This window comes from Protofrankia sp. CiP1_Cm_nod3 (genome assembly GCF_982290655.1).
The window spans coordinates 1-18095 of the sequence record NZ_CEVIVD010000101.1; the positions used below are offsets into that span (position 1 = coordinate 1).

Here is an 18095-nt window from a genome sequence, read left to right on the forward strand (position 1 = left end):
CCTTGACTCCCCCGGCCCTGCGGCCCCCGCCGGCCTTGCCGGCCCGGTGGCCTCCGCCGGCTCTGCCGGCTCCGCAGCTCCCGCCGGCTCTGCCGGCCTTGAGGAGCTGGAAACCCTCGTACGCACGGCGGACGAGCTGCGCGCGTGCGAGGAACAGAACCTCTGGATGGGCGACCGCGCGCGCGTCGGGATCCACCGGGCCCTCGGCCGGCTGCGCCGGTGCGCCTCCAGCGCCGCACTGCTCGAGCGCGTCCCGCCCGAACTCACCCGGGCATGCGGGTTCGCCCGGGCGATGATCTCACGCGTCCACCACTCCGAGTGGATCCCGATCCTGCCGCCGCCGGGGGCCGACCCGGACACCGACGCGTTCCGGCGCGCGTTCGGGGACGAGCCCACGCTGCCCCTCCGGCACATGCTGCTCGAGACCGAGATGGTGCGCCGGCGCATCGGCATCCTCGTGGCCGACGCGGCCGGTGACCCGCGCTGCCACGAGGCCTTCGTCACGATCGCCGGTGCGCGCGGCTACGTCGGCGCGCCCCTCATGCCCAGCGGCCGCGTCATCGGCTTCCTGCACGCCGACCGCCGCGGGCAGGACCATCCGGTCACCCAGGACGACCTCGACAACATCGTGCTCTTCGCCGAACACGTCGGGCTGCTGTACGAACGCGCCGTCTTCGCGGAGGAGCTCCAGCACCGCCGCGCCCGCCTCCAGGCGGCCCAGCTCGCGCTCGCGCGTGACCTCGACGCGGTCAGCGACGCCGAGCTGCGCCTCCAGCTGCCGCCCACGCCCGAGGACGACCCGGAGGAGGAGGAGGATCACCGGGACAGCACCCCACCGCCAGGACGGATCGCACTGCTGAGCACCCGCGAGCGCGAGGTGCTCGACCTCATCGTCGCCGGGGAGACCAACAGCGGCATCGCCCGTGAGCTCGTGCTCGGCGAACAGACCGTCAAGACACACGTCGCGCACGTCCTGCGCAAGCTGGGCGCGACCAGCCGGGCCGAAGCCGCCGCCCGCTACCTGCGCATGCGAGGCCGGTGACGGCCGTGCCGCCGGACATGCCGCCGGAAAGGACGCCCATGCCGCCGCCACCTTCGACACCGCCAGCGCCGGCGGCACCGCCGGCGTCCCCGGCACCGCCGGCGGCGTCGGCGCACCCGGCCGGCGGACGGCGTGATCCCAGCGAACGGCAGGTCATCGCCGAGGCCGCCCGGCTCACCCAGCGTGCCCAGCGCTCATGGGGGCTCGCGCTGCCGCCGCACCCGCGCCAGCCCGGCCGGAGCCAGCCCGTCGAGGTGTTGCGCCAGCTGCGCGCGACAGCCGACCAGGCCCTGAGCGAGCTTCGCCGGCGGACGGGCCCGGTCGATCCGGAGATCCGTGACGACCTGTTGCGCGCCCTCGAGCTCGAACGCCACCTCAGCCGCCACATCCTGACCCGCAGATCCGCGCGCCGGGCGGCCCTGCGGCGCGGGCTGGAGCGCCTGCGGCCGGTGGCGGATCCAGCACATCTGCTCGACCGCGCCTGCGTCGAGGCGCTGCGTAGCTGCGGTGTGCGGCGCGCGATGCTCAGCCGGGTCAGCGACGGTGTCTGGTCCCCCTGGCGATCGGCCGACACGACCGTCCCGGCCGGCGGAACCGGCTCGGCCGGCCGGGCCGGGCCGGCCGGCCGGAGCAGTTCGGCCGGCACGGTCATCTCGGCCGGCACGGTCATCTCGGCCGGCACGGCGGTCTCGGCTGGCACGGCCAGCGGCACGGGCACCACGGCGGCGTGGCACGAGCTCGGCCCGATGCCCGTCGAGCGCCTTCCGCTGGAGGCCGAGGTCGTGGCCGAGAGACGCCCGGCCCTCGTCGAGCGTCCGGCGAGCGATCCCCGCGTCCACCCTGCGCTGCGCCGGCTGCTGACCAGCTCGTTCGTGGTCGCCCCGATCGCCCCGGCCGACACCGTGATCGGCCTGCTGCACCTCGACCGTTCGGGCGAGGCGCGCGAGGTCGACCGCGACGACCTCGAGGTGGCCTGGGCCTTCGCCGAGGGCTTCGGGCGTGTCTACGAACGCGCGGTCCACCGGCAGCGTCTCGACACGCAACGGCGTCTGGTCCAGCGGGCCGCCCAGCGCCAGGGCCTCGACACCGCGCCGCCCGACCACGCCATCGATCTTCTCCCCACCGTGCCGCGCGCGCCCGGGCGCTACGAGCCCGACACCGCCAGCCCGCCGGTGGACGCCCCCGAGGAGTCACCGGGCATCCTCACGAGCCGTGAACGCGAGGTCGCCGACCTGATGTGCGCCGGCCTGCCCAACGAACAGATCGGCGAACGCCTCGTCATCTCAGCCGCGACCGTCAAGAGCCACGTCCGCGCCATCCTACGCAAGCTCGGGGCCGCAAACCGCTCCCACGCCATCGCCATCCACCTGCGCCACACACCCAACCCGCCATGACCAGCGGCTGAAAGGCTCCGGGCAACGGCAGCCATCACGACGACAGCGCCCACCGCGGCACGCCGCACGCCACCATCACGGTCACAGAGCATGGTCGGGTCCTCGGCGCAGGAGAGACAGGACAGCTTGCGCACTGTGCCGTGAACTGCTGGTCTTACAGTGGCATGCAGGCGTGTCGCAGGGTCCACACCATGCTTCCCGTGCCGGCTTTGCCGCCCGCGTGCCCGAGTGAGGTGGGGGTGGCTGGCAGGCGGCCGTGCAGGAGGGTCGCGGACAGTGGTGGGACGTCGACGCGCCAGAACACCTCCGGTGGCGATCGCAGCGCCGTGACCAGCACGGCCCGGACGACCGCCGGGTGGGTCACGGCGATCACGTGCTCCGGGTCGGTGGCACGGGCGGCCAGCCAGGCCGCGACGCGGTCGAGCAGGTCCACGACGGATTCGCCGCCGTGCGGCGCCGCGGCCGGATCCCCGGTCCACAGCCGCAGGTCCGCGGGGCTGATCTCGTCGAGCGAGCGGCCCGCCCAGGCCCCGACGTCGAGGTCGCGCAGGGCCGGGTCGGGCGTGGCCGACAGGCCCAGCGCCTGAGCTGTCTGGCGGGTGCGCAGGGAGCGGTCGCACCAGGCCCGCCCACCGCGCAGCACCCGTCCGAAGGGGGTGCGTGACATTTCGGACGTGTGCTCGGGCATGTGCGTCGTGTGCGCTGTGGCCGCGGCGGCGGCCCGGCGGGCTTCGGCGTCGTCGATGGTGTCGTCGTCGGCGCCGAAGCGCGCCGCTCGCACGGCGGCGGTCCGGGCGTGGCTGACCAGGGTCAGCCGCAGCGGCCCGCCCGCACTCACGCCCCGGTGGCGACCGGTGATCCGCCTGGGGCCGTCGGAGCTTCCCCCACCAGCGTCGATACCGGCGTGGCACCCGGTGCCCGGACCGGGGCGGGGCGGTTGGCGCGTTCCGTCAGAGCCCCGAAGAGCAGCCCGACGGTGGCCCACAACGTCGCCTGGATCGCCAGGGAATCGACCCGGAACCGCCACAGCACGTCCGCCGGGAAGCCTTCCGGTGTCTCGTCCGCCGCCGGCAGGGCGTAGTAGGCGAGGCCGATGACGACCAGACCGCCGGCCAGCGCCAGCAGTGCCGCGTCCCACGAGCCGAACCGGGGGGCAAGCCGCCGGGCGGCCACAAAACCGCCGGCGACCACGGCCAGCGCGATCAGCATCGCGGCGAAGTACAGACTGGTGCGATCGGCGATCGTGTCCGGATTGCCGACCGCCGGCGGGTTGGCCGGGTACTTCAGGCTGGGCAGCAGGTACATCCCCGCGAAACCGGCGAGGGCTACCAGCCCCGCGGTCGTGCGGGCGCGCAGCGCTCCCAGCCGGCCCTGCGCGACGGCGTAGGCGAGGGAGAACAGCCCGCCGACGGCGACCCCGAACGCCAGCAGCCCGGTGAACAGGCCGATGGTGCTCTGCACCGTGCGGGACACCACCTCCGGCTCGGCGGGGGCCCCGGGCGCCTCGTGCGCCGCCTCGAACGCGATCGCGAGGCCGACCTGGCTCTCCCCGAAGACCTTCGCGACGACGAAGGCGAGGACGGCGGCGGCCACGCCGACCAGCATCCCGCGGATCAGCAGCGTGCGAACCATGTCGCGCCCCCGCTCAGTGGCAGGGGAAGCCGAGCAGGTGACGCGCGTCGTGCACGAACTCGTGGACGTTGCTGCCGGCCACGAGCGACACCGCGCCCTGCTCCGCACCGACGAAGTAGAGCAGGACCAGCGCCAGCAGCGACCCGAAGAGCGCGAACGGGGCCAGTTCGCTCAGCGGGATCGTCGGCAGCGGCGCGGGGGCGGCAGGGGCGTCCAGAACGCCTGGGTGTGCCATGGCGGGAACCTCCACAGGAATCACGCGTTCCACTCGGGCAGGGCTTGTTCGGTGACGCTCGTCCGACGATGGGTCTGACTTCCGGTGCCGCCCTGGGGGCGACGCCGGTGACAGTGGCGCGACCGTGCCGGATTCACACCGGCTTCCACCGACTCGAACAGTCTGAGAAAAGCAGCAGCCGACCTCGCAGTCAAGCCTGCTCGGCTGCCGGATGGCCCGCCGGCGACCGGCGGGCCATCCGTGAGCATTCCATGATGTCCATTGTTACCGCTGTGTCCGAATTGTTCATCCGAAGTGGAACTCGATCCCGCCTCTCGAGTTCGACGCGCTCGGCGTTCATATAAATACAGAGAGCAACCAGTGACGCACGGGACATAAATGATCACCACCGCGGGAGGCCGGCGGACGGCTGCCGGCCGCCGCATCGCGCGAGCACCTCCCGAACGGCTACCGGACCGTCGTCCGCAATGGGCCTGACGGCTGCCGCCACGGCGTACCAAGGACCCGCGGGAAACGGCAACATGTCCGGCGTTCCCAGGAAGAAACCGGACCGGGAGGACGATACACTCGACACCGCTTCCCGTATTCTGTCGGAACCCCTGAATCCCGTGCCATCCAACAGCGCGAGCCAGCAGGGAGATTTCCGCCCGGAACCACGCCGCGACGTGGCCCGGAAGAACACGGAAAAGCTTCGGGACAACGCTCCCCGAAAACCTTGGCCAGACGGCAGGAACAGGAGGATAGCGGTGAGCGACAGAACCGCCGGGAACCAGCCGCTGCATGTTCAGGGCCGGGACGCCGTCATTGCCGGCTCCGCTGGCGTCCGGTGGCGCGACGGGGCACCACCGGACTACCGCCACTCCCGGGAGACAATGCCCCGGGAACGCACCTGCCAGCATGCCGAGGGCTCGCTCGCGGACATCGTCGAGAAGGTGGTCCAGGTATTCGAGATGGAGCTCTCGCACAAGAAGGATCCAGCCCAGTGGGTCAGCATGGTGACCGAACGGCTGCGGGTCCAGGTGAACGGCGGCCCGGCGGCCACCGCCGCCGACCTCGCGGAAAAGGGCAGCTACAACATCCTCATCGGCGAGAACCCCCACTACTCGGCGGGGAACGAAACCTTCGAGTCCTCCCACGAGGTGTTCCACAAAGCCTTCCCCGGCGGCTTCTTCTGGGAGGTGCTGGACGTCTACTCACCACCGCCCGTGATCGCGTTCAAATGGCGGCACTGGGGCACCTTCAGCGGGCCGTACAAAGAGGCGCCCCCGACCGGTGAGCGCATCGAGATCTTCGGTGTCACCGTGGCCCGCTGCGCGGACGACCTCAGGCTGGTCGAGGTCGAGAACTTCTACGACAACACCGCTTTCCTCAGCCGGCTCGCGGGCAGCCATCCGGCGTGAGATCCCGGGCGCGGCATACACCTGCCCGCATGCCGCGCCCACCCGCGACGGTTCACGGAAACCGCCGCGCCGTCAGACGGCCACCGGCACGCGGGTCCAGCCGCGTTGGACGAATGCCGGACGCCGTACCGGTGTGCCGGCCGGACGCAGCCGCGGGAAGCGTTCGATCAGGCAGCGTACGGCGATCGCCACCTCCACCCGGGCCAGCGGCGCGCCCACGCAGAAGTGGACCCCGCCGCCGAAGGCGATGTGCGGGTTCGGCTCCCGGCCGATGTCGAACTCGTCGGCCCGCTCGAACATCTCGCCGTCCCGGTTGGCCGAGCCGAGCAGGGCGGCGATCCGCTCCCCCGCCCGGATGACCGCCCCGCCGATCTCGACGTCCGCCATCGCGGTCCGTTCGAACAGGTGCAGCGGGGAGTCGAAGCGCAGGAACTCCTCGGTCGCGGTGGCGGCGAGCTCCAGCGGCCGCTCGGCCAGCCGCCGCTGCTGGTCGGGATGGTTCAGCAGGACGACCATCCCGTTGCCGAGGCAGTTGACGCTGGCCTCGTGCCCGGCGTTGAGCAGCACCACGACCGTGGCGACCAGCTCGTCCTCGCTGAGCTGCTCACCGTCCTGCTCCGCCTGGACCAGATGGGTGATCACATCGTCCCGGGGGCCGCGCCGGCGGCGCACCGCGAGGTCCCGGACGAAGGCGTCGAACTCGGCCGCGGCGGCGCGGGCGGCGGCCTCCGCGGCGGGCGTCCGCCCGTACTCGTTCATCTTCATCATGGCCGCCGACCAGGGGCGCAGCAGGTGCCGGTCGCCGTCCGGGATACCGAGCAGCTCGGCTATGATCATCACTGGCAGCGGTTCGGCGTAGTCGGTGATCAGGTCGAACGGCTCGCCGTCGCGGGCCCTTTCCGCCAGCCCGTCGAGGAGGCCCCCGCACAGCTCCTCGATGTGCGGGCGCAGCCGCTCGATGTTGCCGCGGACGAACGCCTTGCCGAGCAGGCCCCGCAGCCGGGTGTGCTTGGGCGGCTCGCAGCCGAGGACCGAGTCGCGCTCGAGCTGGTTGAACAGCGCCCACAGGCCCTCGGGCTGTCGCGGCGGGTGGATCCTGCCCAGCGCGCGATGGCGCAGCACCGCGTCGGCGTCGCGGTACCTGGCGGCCAGCCACATCCCGAGCTGTTCGCTCCACAGCGGGCGGCCGGCCGCCCGCAGTTCGGCGAAGACGGGGTACGGGTCGTGGACGAGCCCGGGGTCGTGGGGGTCGAAACAGTCTGCGCCACCAACGATCCGGCGGGACAGGACCACCGTCGGCTCCTTCCGGGACAGGCCAGCACCCCCACGGCCCCCACCATCACTTCGCCTATCGAACCAGCGCCGGCCGGCGCCCGGCGGGGAGACCGACGCCTTTTCCCACCCCCACACGTGCGTGGTCGGCCACACCACCCGCCACGCCCGGCCCGGCAGCCCGGGCACCCACGCCCGCCACGCCCGGCCCGGCAGCCCGGGCAGCCACGCCCGGCCCGGCCCGGTGGTTCAGGGCCTGGACGGCCGGCCGTGGGCCGTGCCCTCGGCGTTCACGGGCCAGAAGTGCCCCACCAGCCGCCAGACGAGCTCCACCAGGGCCATGCCGGCCGCGCCGCAGGTGGCCGCCACGGCGACGACGCCGGCGTCCGACGTGTCGAACTCGAAGACGCGCTGCCCCACCGGCAGCAGCAGGCACAGCAGGAAGCCACCGGCCATGGCAGCCACCAGCAGGACCTTCCACCAGGCATACGGCCGGGCCACCACTGCCAGCACCCATGTTGCGATCATGACAAGCGTGATCACGACGGCGGTGCTCTCCTGCTCGGGCGTGCCCTCGCCGCCGGAGCGGACGAGCAGGTAGGTCACGAAGCTCGCCACCGCCACCACGGCACCCGCCGGCACCGCCCGGCGCATGACCCGCGGCACGAACCCGGCCCGGGCCCGCTCGGTGTTGGGCGCGAGCGCCAGGAAGAACGCCGGGACGCCGATGGTGAACCAGCCGATGAGCGTCACGTGCCGGGGCAGGAACGGGAACCTCAGCTGCGCCGCCCCGATCAGGATGGCCAGCAGCACCGAGTAGACCGTCTTGGTCAGGAACAGGACGGACACCCGCTCGATGTTGCCTATCACCCGCCGTCCCTCGGCCACGACGTGCGGGAGAGCGGCGAAGGTGTTGTCCAGCAGGACGATCTGCGCGACCGCCCGGGCCGCGGGGCTGCCCGAGCCCATGGCCACGCCGATGTCGGCGTCCTTGAGCGCGAGCACGTCGTTGACCCCGTCGCCGGTCATGGCCACGGTGTGGCCGTCGGACTGCAGGGCCCTGACCATGGCGCGCTTCTGGTCCGGCGCCACCCGGCCGAAGATCGACCCCGTCGCCATCCGCTCGGCCAGCGCGGGGATGTCGTCGTCGGGCAGCGTCCGGGCGTCCACCGGCCGGTCGGCACCGGCGATCCCGAGCGTGCTGGCGACCGCCGCGACGGACAGCGCGCTGTCCCCCGATATGATCTTCAGTTCGACGTTCTCCGCCGCGAAGTAGCGCAGGGTGTCGGCGGCGTCGTCGCGGATCTTCTGCTCGATGACGAGCAGCGCCAGCGGGACCACCGTGCCGGGCGCGCCCGGCGCGTCCACCGGGATGCCGGCCCGGCCGAGCAGCAGCACCCGCAGCCCCCGGGAGGCCAGCCGGTCGGCCTCGGCGACCGCGGCGTGCCCGGGCGGCAGCAGGACGTCGGGCGCGCCGAGCACCCAGTGCCCGTGCCGGCCGAAGCTCGCCCCGCTCCACTTCCGGGCGGAGGAGAACGCCGCGGCCGCCGTCGCGGCCCAGGTGTCCGGACCGCTCGGGAACGCCTCGGCGACCGCGGCCAGGCTCGCGTTGGGACGCGGGTCGGCGGCGGCCAGCGCCCGCAGCGCCTCGCGCACCTCACCAGCCAGCCGGCCGGCCCCGGCAGCCTCGCCGGCGGCCTCGCCGGCGGCGCCGTTGGCCGGGCCCGTCCTGTCGGGCGCGCCCAGCAGGCGCACCTCGGTCAGCCGCATGCGGTTCTCGGTGAGGGTGCCGGTCTTGTCCGCGCACACGACGTCGACCCGGGCCAGCCCCTCGATGGCCGGCAGCTCCTGCACCAGGCACTTGCGGCGTCCCAGCCGGATGACACCGATCGCGAACGCGACGCTGGTGAGCAGGATGAGCCCCTCGGGAACCATGGGGACGAGCGCGGCCACCATCCCGCGCACCGCGTCGTCCGGGGCGGCGTCGTCGAGCCGGAACTGGCTGTAGATCGTCAACGCGCCGGCAGGAATGATCAGGAAGGTGACGAACGTCAGGATCCGGTCGATGCCGCCGCGCAGCTCCGAACGCACGAGCGTGAAACGGCTGGCCTCCTCCGCCAGCCGGGCGGCATAGGCCTCCCGGCCGACCTTGGCCGCGCGGAACACCCCTGTCCCGGCCACCGCGAAGCTGCCGGACATGACGGGATCCCCGGGGCCCTTGTCCACCGGGTCGGCCTCACCGCTGAGCAGCGACTCGTCGATCTCCAGCCCGTCCGCGGCCAGCACGACCCCGTCGACGACGACCCGGTCGCCGGGCCCGAGCTCGATGACGTCGTCGAGCACGACCTCGCTGGCGGAGATCTCGACCGTCCGGCCGTCCCGGCGGACCCGGGGCCGGGCCTCGCCGATGATCGCGAGCCGTTCCAGGGTGCGTTTGGCCCGCATCTCCTGGACGATGCCGATCGCGGTGTTGACCACGATGATCAGCCCGAACAGGCCGTCGGGAACGACCGGCCCGATCACCACGATGACGGCGAAGAGCGCGCCGATGATCGCGTTGAACCGGGTCAGGACGTTGGCCCGGACGATCTCGGCGACCGAGCGGCTCGCCCGGACCGGGACGTCGTTGGTGCTGCCCGCCGCGATGCGCGCGGCCACGCCCGCGGCGGTCAGGCCATCGTCGAGCCCGACAGCGGACTCCTGTGGAAGATCGACCGTTGCCACGACAACGAGGCTATCGGGACGGTGGCCGACGCCACGCACCCTCCCGGCCCGGATACGGTCATCCCATATCCCCCGGGCCAGCATCCCCGGGCCAGCCTCATCCCCCGGATCGGCCGCCAGGCCCGTGGATCAGCTCCCAGCCGCCGTCCACGACGCCCGCGCGGACACGGTCACGCGGGAGCCACTCCGCACGAAGGCCGCCCCGTGTGGAGGCCATTCCGTATTCGCGCCCCACGGCGCGCCACCGGGATGCGAACAGCCATTCCAGGACAGATACGGGCACGCCGGGCGTTGCTGCCCTCGTCATGCCATATCCATCCCTGTCATGTCCGCCCCCGTCACATCCGCCCCCGTCACGTCCGCGCCTTAATACACGGAGCCGCGACACGCACCGCCGTAATGCACGGCTGTAATGCACATCACCGCGATATACATCGCCGTCATACGTACCGCCGCAATACACCCCGCCGTACACACGCGTATACACGCTGTTTGCACGGGTATCATGTGTGTGCCGCCGTCACGCTGGTGTCCGCTGGTGCCCGTGGCGACCGGCCCGACAGTTCTTCCGGACAACACTCACCCGTCACCGCCGGTTAGTCACCGCACGTAGGCTGTGCTGGGCTTACAGGAGGGAGGCGGGATGGAGTTCCGGCACCTGGTGTCTTTTCTGGCGATAGCGGACGAGCTGCACTTCGGACGGGCCGCGGGCAAGCTCCACCTGGCCCAGCCCTCGCTGAGCCAGCACCTGCAGCGCCTGGAGCGTGAGGTCGGCGTCAAGCTGGTCGCCCGCACCTCCCACGAGGTCCGGCTGACCCCGGCAGGCGTCGCGTTCCAGGCCGAGGCGAAGCGGATCCTCGACCAGGCGAGCCGGGCCGTGCAGGCGGCGCGGGACGCCGCGGCCGGCCGCGCCGGCGCGATCAACATCGGCTACAACTTCCCGGCCGGCCAGCGCATCCTGCAGCCGACCCTGTTACGGCTGAACAGCACTCACCCCGGGCTGACCGCCCACCTGTGGGAAAGACGCACCGGCCCCCAGCTCAAGGGCCTGCTCGGCGGCGAGCTCGACATCGGCTTCGTCTTCGGGCTGCCGCCCACCAGCGACCTGCACTCCCGGGAGGTGCTGCGGCTGCCGCTGGTCGCCGTGGTCGGGGAACAGCACGACTGGGCCTGCCGGGAGCAGGTGCCGTTCCGCGAGCTGCAGAACCAGGCCTGCATCCTGTTCAGCCGCACCCAGTCCCCGGCGATGTACGACACGATCGTCACCACGGCCGAACGGGTCCGGATCAGCCTGCGGGTCGCCGCCGAGGTCGACGACCCGGGCGCGACCGCCCTCGTGGTCACCACCCGCCCGCTGGTGGGGTTCGCCTCGGTCGAACGCGCCCGCCGGACGAGAGGGCCGGTCGCCATCCCCCTCGTCGACCCGATCCCGATGCTGTCCGTGCACGTGGTGTGGCGGCCGCAGCGAAGCAAGGTCGTCGACGCCCTGCTGGACGCCCTCGACGAGGCCGGGCCCTTCTGACCAGCCACCAGAATCAGCCTCCAGCCGAATGCCCGCGAACGGCCTCCGGCAGCGCTGAAAATCAGCGCGCTACCTTCGGCCGAATGCCCGCGAACGGCCTCCGGCAGCGCTGAAAATCATAGCACTGCCTTCAGAAAAATGACCATGGACGGTTGCCGGCAGCGCCGGAAAATCATGGCGCCGCCTTTGGCGAGGCCGCCGAAAAGGGCCTCCGTGGCATGCGGGAACCCGGGCCGGGGTTATTGGAAAATCCAATCGCCCAAGTGGATTTTCCTCCTGTCGGCGACTTCTCCGGCCAGTCGGGAAAACGCTTGCGAAGATGTGGCCGGGCCCTGCGTCACGGGCGGCCCTGCCGATAGAATTCAACGGTGGCCCGCCCGGCCGGCAGACCGGTCGCCGTCGCGGGCAGCTCACTGTTTCGACCGGCGTGCCGGCCAGCGGCCGGAACGCCGGATTCGCCGCCCAGAACGCGGATCCGGCGGAACGCCGGGAACCCGTACGCCCATTCCGACACGCCCAGAACTCCGCCGGAGGTCGGTCATGTCCGCGCCAGCATCCTATGATCAGTCGACCGCGGTACCCGCACCGTCCGCCACCGCGTTCCTGACCGTCGTCAGCAGGACCGTCGAGGCGGACGACGTCGTTTCCCTGACCCTCGCCGATCCCGGCGGGCGGCCGCTCGCCCCGTGGGCTCCCGGCGCGCACGTCGACGTCGTCACCGGGCCCGGGCGCGTCCGGCAGTACTCGCTGTGCGGCGATCCGGCCGACCACGCGACCTGGCGTGTCGCGGTCCTGCGCGAGGCCGCCGGCCGGGGCGGCTCGGCGTACCTGCACGATGAGGCCCACGCCGGGTCGACGCTGGAGGTGGGGGCGCCGCGCAACAACTTCCCCCTGGTCGACGCCGGGCGTTACGTCCTGATCGCGGGTGGGATAGGGATCACCCCGCTCCTCCCGATGATCGCCGAGCTGACCGGGCGCGGCGCCGACTGGACGCTGCTCTACGGCGGCCGGCAACGCACGAGCATGGCGTTCCTCCCCACGCTGTCCGCCTATGGCGACCGGGTCGTCGTCCACCCCGAGCGGGAGCGCGGGCTGCTGCCGCTCGGCACCGTCCTCGCCCGGCCCGAGGAGGGCACGGCCGTCTACTGCTGCGGCCCGGAGGGCCTGCTCGGCGCGGTCGAGGCCGCCTGCGGCAGCTGGCCGCCCAGCGCCCTGCACGTCGAACGCTTCCGCCCCCGGGAACCGGCCGGCGACGCCGCCGCGGACACCGCCTTCGACGTCCTGATCGCCAGCACCGGGCAGCGGGTGCGGGTGGCCGCGGGCCGCAGCATCCTCGAGGCGCTCGAACGCACCGGCCTGGACATGCCCTCCTCGTGCCGCGAGGGGACCTGCGGCAACTGCGAGACCCGGTTCGTCGAGGGCGAGGTCGACCACCGCGACTCCGTGCTGAGCCCGCAGGAGCAGCGGGACGGGGACGCCATGATGATCTGTGTCTCCCGGGCCCGCGGCGACCAGCTTGTCCTCGACCTCTGACGGTCCCGGCCGCTGGCAGTGAGGATGTAGACGAGCCCCGCGCCGATCGGCGACCAGACCACCGACCGGCTTCGGGCCACCAGCCCGGCCTGTCGGCCGCGCTGGTGCGGGGCAGGCGTTCCGGGCCGGCCAGCCCGGCCCGCGACGGCGCCGAGCGGTGTGGCGACAGCCACGTGGCCGGACGCGGCCAGCCTGGACGCGGCCAGCCTGGCCGGGCCGGCCGGGCCGGCGTGGGACGGATTCCGCCGCCGGTACCGCCCGCGCGCCATGACAGTGGGCACCGGCAGCCATCAATGAATTCTATCGGGTAATCAGTGATTTCAATCAGTGCTGGCCACCGGGCGTGCGCGCGGCGTTTCACACCACTTGACGCACCGCAAATTTCCAGCATGTTTCCTTCCCGTACACGGACCCGGCGTTGAATTCAGCGGTCCACGGACGATAAGAAGCACTGGAAAAATTTCCGGACGGCCGCCGGCACCGGGCACGGCCCGTACCGGGGGATCCGACTTCCGACTTCCGAACCCACCGGCCCACCCACGGCGAGCCGGGAATACCAGGCCGGTCCGGCACGCCGCCGGGCCGGTACGAAAGGAGAGCCAGGCTGTGAGCCGGATCCAGGTCGAAGGACTGACCAAGCGTTTCGGCGAGGTCGCCGCCATCGACCGGGTGAGCCTGGACATCAGCCACGGCGACTTCCTCGTCCTGCTCGGCCCGAGCGGATGCGGAAAATCGACGCTGCTCCGGATGATCGCCGGTCTGATCGAGCCGAGCGGCGGGCGGGTTCTGCTGGACGGCCGCGACGTCACGTTCGCCCCGCCCCGGGAACGCGACATGGCAATGGTATTCCAGAGCTACGCTCTTTACCCCCACCTGACCGTCGAACGCAACATCGGGTTCCCGCTGCGGTCCCGTCGCCGGCCACGGGCGGAGATACGCCAGAAGGTACGCGAGGTGGCCGAGCTGCTCGATCTCGCGGAGCTGCTCGGCCGCCGGCCGCGGGAGCTCTCCGGCGGGCAGCGGCAGCGGGTCGCCGTCGGGCGGGCACTCGTCCGTGACCCCGGCGCCTTCCTGATGGACGAGCCGCTGTCCAACCTCGACGCGAAGCTGCGCACGGCAACCCGCGGCCAGCTGCGGGCCCTGCACCGCACGCTCGGCTCGACCATCGTCTACGTCACCCACGACCAGGTCGAGGCCATGACCATGGCCACCAGGGTGGCCCTGCTCAACGCCGGCCGGCTGGAGCAGGTCGGCACCCCCACCGACGTCTACGACGAGCCGGCGTCGGTGTTCGTGGCGGGCTTCCTGGGCTCACCCGCGATGAACCTGATCCCCGCGCGGATCGAGAGCCGGGCCGGACGCGTCCAGGTGCTCGCCCCCGGCGTCGAGCTGCCGCTGTGGGCGGCGGGCGACCAGCCCGCCCGCGAGGTGACCCTCGGCGTCCGACCGGAGCACCTGGTCCTGCTCCCGCCGGCGTCCAGCTCCCCCGCTTCGCAGCCCGCATCGCAGCCCGCATCGCAGCCCGTGCCCGTGCCCGCGTCCCCCGTGTTCCGGGGGGTGGTGGAGACGGTGGAGAACCTCGGCGGTGAGGAGGTCGCCCAGTGCGCGGTGGGCGGCGCCCGGCTGCTGGCCCGGGGGCCGCGGCCGCTCGGCCTGCGTCCCGGCGAACCGGTGGCCTTCGACGTCCCCGCGGACCGGGTGCACCTGTTCGACCGGGCCAGCGGCCGCCGGCTGGTCTGGCAGCCGGCCAGCGGCGGCCTCCCCCGCGAGCGCGATCACGACCATGACTCCGCCGCAGCCGCCGTCGCCGGCGCCCCCGGGCAGGTTCTGGACGCGTCCACCGTCTGATCACCAGCCTTCGGCGTCCCCGCCCTTTCCGAACCGTCCCGCCGTCGAGTCTTTCGAGCCTGTCGAAACGTCCGACGTCTTTCCCGGCCCCGGTCCTCGCCGGTGCCGTGTTCCTCTCGCTCAAGGAGCATCCCGTGAAAAAACTGCGCCAGCTCGGGGGGCTGGCGGCCGCGCTCACCCTGGCACTGACCGCCGCCGCCTGCGGAGACAGTGGCTCGAGCACGCCCGCCCAGCCGAGCACCGTGGTTCCCGAACTCCGGCCGGACCAGCAGGTCTCGATCACCTTTGAGAGCTACAACCTGTCCCAGGCAGGGGCCTGGACGGACACCTTCACCGATCTGATCAACAGGTTCCAGGCCGCCCACCCCAACATCAAGGTGACGGCCCAGAAGCCCGCGACCGCGACCGCGAGCGGCTACGGGTCGGCCTCGGCCGCCAGCATCCAGCGCCAGATCGCGGCGGGCAACCCGCCCGACGTCGGCCAGCTGGTCTTCGGCGACATCCGGTACGCCGTCAAGGGCCTGGGCGCCACCCCGCTCGACGACGTCGTCGGCCGCGACGCCGTGCAGGCGAACTTCGGCGGCGCCCACCCCTTCGCGCCGACCGCGCGCACCCTCGGTGACGTCGAGGGCAAGACCTTCGCCGTGCCGTTCGTGTTCTCCACGCCGATCCTGTACTACAACGCGAGCCTGTTCACCCAGGCCGGTCTCGACCCGAACAAGCCGCCGGCCACCTGGGCGGAGGTGAAGACGGCCGCACTGGCCATCAAGAGCAGGACCGGCAAGGACGGCGCCTACATCGACTGCCTGACCAAGAAGAGCAGTGACTGGTGCTATCAGTCCCTGGTCGCCTCCAACGGCGGAACCGTGATCTCCGACGACCAGACCCGGCTCACCTTCGCCGACGCCCCCGCGGTCGAGGCCGTCCGGGTGGCCCAGGACCTGGTCAGCTCCGGCGCCAGCCCCAAGCTCTCCCAGGAGCAGGCCTACCCCGCGTTCGCCCGCGGTGAGGTAGGCATGATCCTGGAGAGCAGCGCCGCCGAGGCGGTCTTCCGCAAGGGCGCCACCACCGCGAACCCGCCGTGGGAGCTGCGGGCCGGCTACGAGCCGAGCTTCGACGGCAAGAAGGTGCAGCCGACCAACTCCGGGGCGGCCCTGCTGATGTTCGCCAAGGACCCGGCCCGGCAGCGGGCGGCCTGGGAGCTCATCAAGTTCCTGACCAGCGACGAGGCGTACACGCAGATCACCAGCAGGATCGGCTACCTGCCGCTGCGCACGGGCCTGCTCGACGACCCGGGCGCGCTGAAGGACTGGGCGGCCAAGAACCCGCTGATCAAGCCGAACATCGACCAGCTCGCCCGGCTGTACCCGACGGCGTCGTTCCCCGGTGACAACTACGTCCAGATCAGGGACGGCATGCTCGCGGCCGTCGAGAAGGTGGTCTACAGCGGTGCCGACCCGCTCTCGACGCTGACCGCGGCGCAGGAGCAGGCGACCAAGCTCCTCCCGAAGGGCTGACACCGTGCCGTCGGTGCCGACCGTGCCATCGGTGACATCGGTGACGTCCGCGCTGCCGGTGCCACCGGTGCCGGCGGCACCGCCGGCCCGGGTGCCGCGGTACACCCTGATCCAGCTCAGCGACGTCCACCTCGTCGACGACGGGGAGCTGCCGCACGGCGGGGTGGACACACACGCGAACCTGGAGTCCGCGGCCCGCGCGGTCGCGGGCTCCGGGACCGCGGTGGCGGGCCTGGTACTGACCGGAGATCTCGCCGACAGCGGCTCCCCCGCCGCCTACCGGCGGCTGCGGGCGGTGGTCGAACCGCTCGCGCGCCACCTGGGCGCCCCGGTCATCTACGCGATGGGCAACCACGACGAGCGGACGGCGTTCCGCCGCGAGCTGCTGGGCGCCGCGCCGGCGACCGACAGCCTCTCGACGATCCCGTGCGACAGCGTCCACTGGATCGCGGGCCTGCGGATCGTGGTGCTCGACAGCACCACGCCGGGCTACGACAGCGGCCACCTCACCGACGCCCAGCTCGCCTGGCTGCGCGACGAGCTCGCCCGCCCGGCCCCCGACGGGACGGTGCTCGTCCTGCACCACCCACCGGTGCCGTCGCCGATGCTCGTCGTCGAACTGATGACGCTGCGTGAGACCGACCGGCTCGCGCGGGCCGTGGCGGGCAGCGACGTGCGGATCATTCTGTGCGGCCACGCCCATCACGCCAGCTGCGGCCTGCTCGCCGGCATCCCGGTCTGGGTGTCGCCGGCCACCGCGTTCGGCGCGGACCTGCTCTCGCCCGCGGGCCGGGCCCGCGCGCTGCGCACGGCGGCCTGCAGCCGCATCGACATCTACCCCCACACCGTGGTGGCCAGCGTCGTGACGCTCGCCCCCGCGGACATCCTCTTCGACAACGACGAGAGCGACATGGCACGACACATCGACCAGGCCGCCACCGGCGACGGGCGGCTGACAGAGCAGGGGCGGGCAGCGTGTTCGTAGAGCTCGCGCCCCTCGTGGCCCCCGCCGAGCACGTGGCGGTCGAGGCGGCCCGGCCACCGCTGGCGCGCCGGGCGCTGCGGGCGCTGCCGCCCTTCCTCTACCTCGCCCCGGGGCTGGCCTGCCTGCTCGTGTGGACCTACCGCCCCCTGGTCGAGGCCGTCCAGCTCTCCTTCTACCGGTGGAACCTGCTGCCGAGCAGGCCGAAGATCCCGGTCGGGCTGGACAACTACCAGCAGGTCGTCCAGCTCCCCGAGCTCAGGCACTCGCTCTGGCTGACGGTGGCGACGATCCTGTGCCTGCTGCCCTTCTCGGTCCTGCTGCCCACGATCATCTCCCTGCTCACCCGCCGGATCCGCGGCCGGGCCGGCGTCGCCTACCGCGCGCTGGTGTTCGCGCCGGTGCTGGTCCCGCCGGTGGCCAGCGCGGCGATGTGGATGTGGCTGCTGGACCCGCGGCACGGGCTGGTGGACCGCATGATCGGCCATCCGGTCAACTGGCTGCACGAACGCGGCCCGGCCCAGCTCGCCATCATCGGCATCACCGGCTGGCACCTGCTCGGGTTCGCCGTCCTCGTCGTCACCGCCGGCCTGGCCAACATCAACGACGAGTACTCGGCGGCGGCCCAGCTCGACGGCGCGACCCGGCGGCAGATCACCCGCTGGATCATCCTGCCGCTGCTGTCACCGACCCTGGTCCTGCTGACCCTCATGACCGTGCTGCTCTCCGGCCAGCTGACCTTCCCGCTGATCGACGCGCTCACCCAGGGCGGCCCCGACGACGCGACGACCAACGCCTACTACCTGCTCTGGGAGTACTGCTTCAAGAGCTTCAACGCGGGCCTGGCCTCCGCCGCCGGCCTGGCCTTCTTCCTGACCTTCGGCCTGGTCGCCCTCCTCCTGGTCTGGCTCTTCGAAAAACTCAGCTTCCACGACAACTGACCACCCGGCGGCCGTCCCCCGGCGGCCGTCCCCCCGGCGGCCCACCGCCCAGC

Annotated in this window: 14 protein-coding genes; 9 read left to right on the top strand and 5 right to left on the bottom strand. The window is 72.4% G+C overall.

Translation table 11 applies throughout. From position 1 onward, the window contains the following. Window positions 1-1042, top strand: a 1042-nt coding sequence (locus AC5LUJ_RS17420) for a helix-turn-helix transcriptional regulator (RefSeq protein WP_493465300.1), incomplete at its 5' end; no start/stop codon positions are given. 38 nt (window positions 1043-1080) lie between these two features. Next, complete coding sequence (locus tag AC5LUJ_RS17425; protein WP_250284657.1) at window positions 1081-2436, top strand: helix-turn-helix transcriptional regulator; 1356 nt, start codon at window positions 1081-1083, stop codon at window positions 2434-2436. 154 nt (window positions 2437-2590) lie between these two features. Here AC5LUJ_RS17425 and AC5LUJ_RS17430 read toward each other — a convergent pair whose 3' ends face one another. Genes AC5LUJ_RS17430 through AC5LUJ_RS17440 form a run of 3 tightly spaced genes read right to left on the bottom strand, consistent with a single transcriptional unit; the run spans window position 2591 to window position 4303 of the window. Further along, complete coding sequence (locus AC5LUJ_RS17430) at window positions 2591-3274, bottom strand: histidine phosphatase family protein (protein WP_250284658.1); 684 nt, start codon at window positions 3272-3274, stop codon at window positions 2591-2593. Then, on the bottom strand, window positions 3271-4068 hold the full coding sequence (locus tag AC5LUJ_RS17435; RefSeq protein WP_250284660.1) for a CbtA family protein: 798 nt from the start codon (window positions 4066-4068) through the stop codon (window positions 3271-3273). The genes AC5LUJ_RS17430 and AC5LUJ_RS17435 overlap by 4 nt, the downstream gene beginning before the upstream one ends. 13 nt (window positions 4069-4081) lie before the next feature. Continuing rightward, window positions 4082-4303: a CbtB domain-containing protein gene (locus AC5LUJ_RS17440; protein WP_250284662.1), complete on the bottom strand. Its 222-nt coding sequence runs from the start codon at window positions 4301-4303 to the stop codon at window positions 4082-4084. Between the two features lie 746 nt (window positions 4304-5049). On the opposite strand from AC5LUJ_RS17440, the gene AC5LUJ_RS17445 reads away from it, so the two are divergent. Continuing rightward, window positions 5050-5703 carry a nuclear transport factor 2 family protein gene (locus AC5LUJ_RS17445; protein ID WP_250284665.1) on the top strand — a complete coding sequence of 218 codons (654 nt, stop codon included), beginning with the start codon at window positions 5050-5052 and terminating at the stop codon, window positions 5701-5703. A gap of 72 nt (window positions 5704-5775) precedes the next feature. On the opposite strand, the gene AC5LUJ_RS17450 is transcribed toward AC5LUJ_RS17445, so the two are convergent. Then, window positions 5776-6996 carry a cytochrome P450 gene (locus AC5LUJ_RS17450; protein ID WP_250284666.1) on the bottom strand — a complete coding sequence of 407 codons (1221 nt, stop codon included), beginning with the start codon at window positions 6994-6996 and terminating at the stop codon, window positions 5776-5778. A 228-nt stretch (window positions 6997-7224) separates the two neighbouring features. Next, entirely contained in the window at window positions 7225-9699 is a 2475-nt protein-coding gene (locus AC5LUJ_RS17455; RefSeq protein WP_493465301.1) for an HAD-IC family P-type ATPase, read from the bottom strand. Window positions 9700-10342: 643 nt separating this feature from the next. On the opposite strand from AC5LUJ_RS17455, the gene AC5LUJ_RS17460 reads away from it, so the two are divergent. The 6 genes from AC5LUJ_RS17460 (at window position 10343) to AC5LUJ_RS17485 (ending at window position 18042) form a co-directional block, all read left to right on the top strand. Next, the gene (locus AC5LUJ_RS17460) at window positions 10343-11221 is read left to right on the top strand and encodes a LysR family transcriptional regulator (protein WP_250285287.1); all 879 of its coding nucleotides are present in this window, start codon (window positions 10343-10345) and stop codon (window positions 11219-11221) included. A 540-nt stretch (window positions 11222-11761) separates the two neighbouring features. Continuing rightward, window positions 11762-12754: a PDR/VanB family oxidoreductase gene (locus AC5LUJ_RS17465; protein ID WP_250285289.1), complete on the top strand. Its 993-nt coding sequence runs from the start codon at window positions 11762-11764 to the stop codon at window positions 12752-12754. A 606-nt stretch (window positions 12755-13360) separates the two neighbouring features. Then, on the top strand, window positions 13361-14602 hold the full coding sequence (locus AC5LUJ_RS17470) for an ABC transporter ATP-binding protein (RefSeq protein ID WP_250285290.1): 1242 nt from the start codon (window positions 13361-13363) through the stop codon (window positions 14600-14602). Between the two features lie 134 nt (window positions 14603-14736). Beyond that, window positions 14737-16119, top strand: coding sequence for an ABC transporter substrate-binding protein (locus tag AC5LUJ_RS17475; protein WP_250291696.1), 1383 nt, complete (start codon window positions 14737-14739; stop codon window positions 16117-16119). A 31-nt stretch (window positions 16120-16150) separates the two neighbouring features. Continuing rightward, a complete protein-coding gene (locus tag AC5LUJ_RS17480) occupies window positions 16151-17104 on the top strand; it encodes a metallophosphoesterase (protein WP_493465302.1) in 954 nt (317 codons plus the stop codon). Beyond that, window positions 17095-18042, top strand: coding sequence for a carbohydrate ABC transporter permease (locus tag AC5LUJ_RS17485; protein WP_250285293.1), 948 nt, complete (start codon window positions 17095-17097; stop codon window positions 18040-18042). The genes AC5LUJ_RS17480 and AC5LUJ_RS17485 overlap by 10 nt, the downstream gene beginning before the upstream one ends. Window positions 18043-18095: the final 53 nt, after the last annotated feature.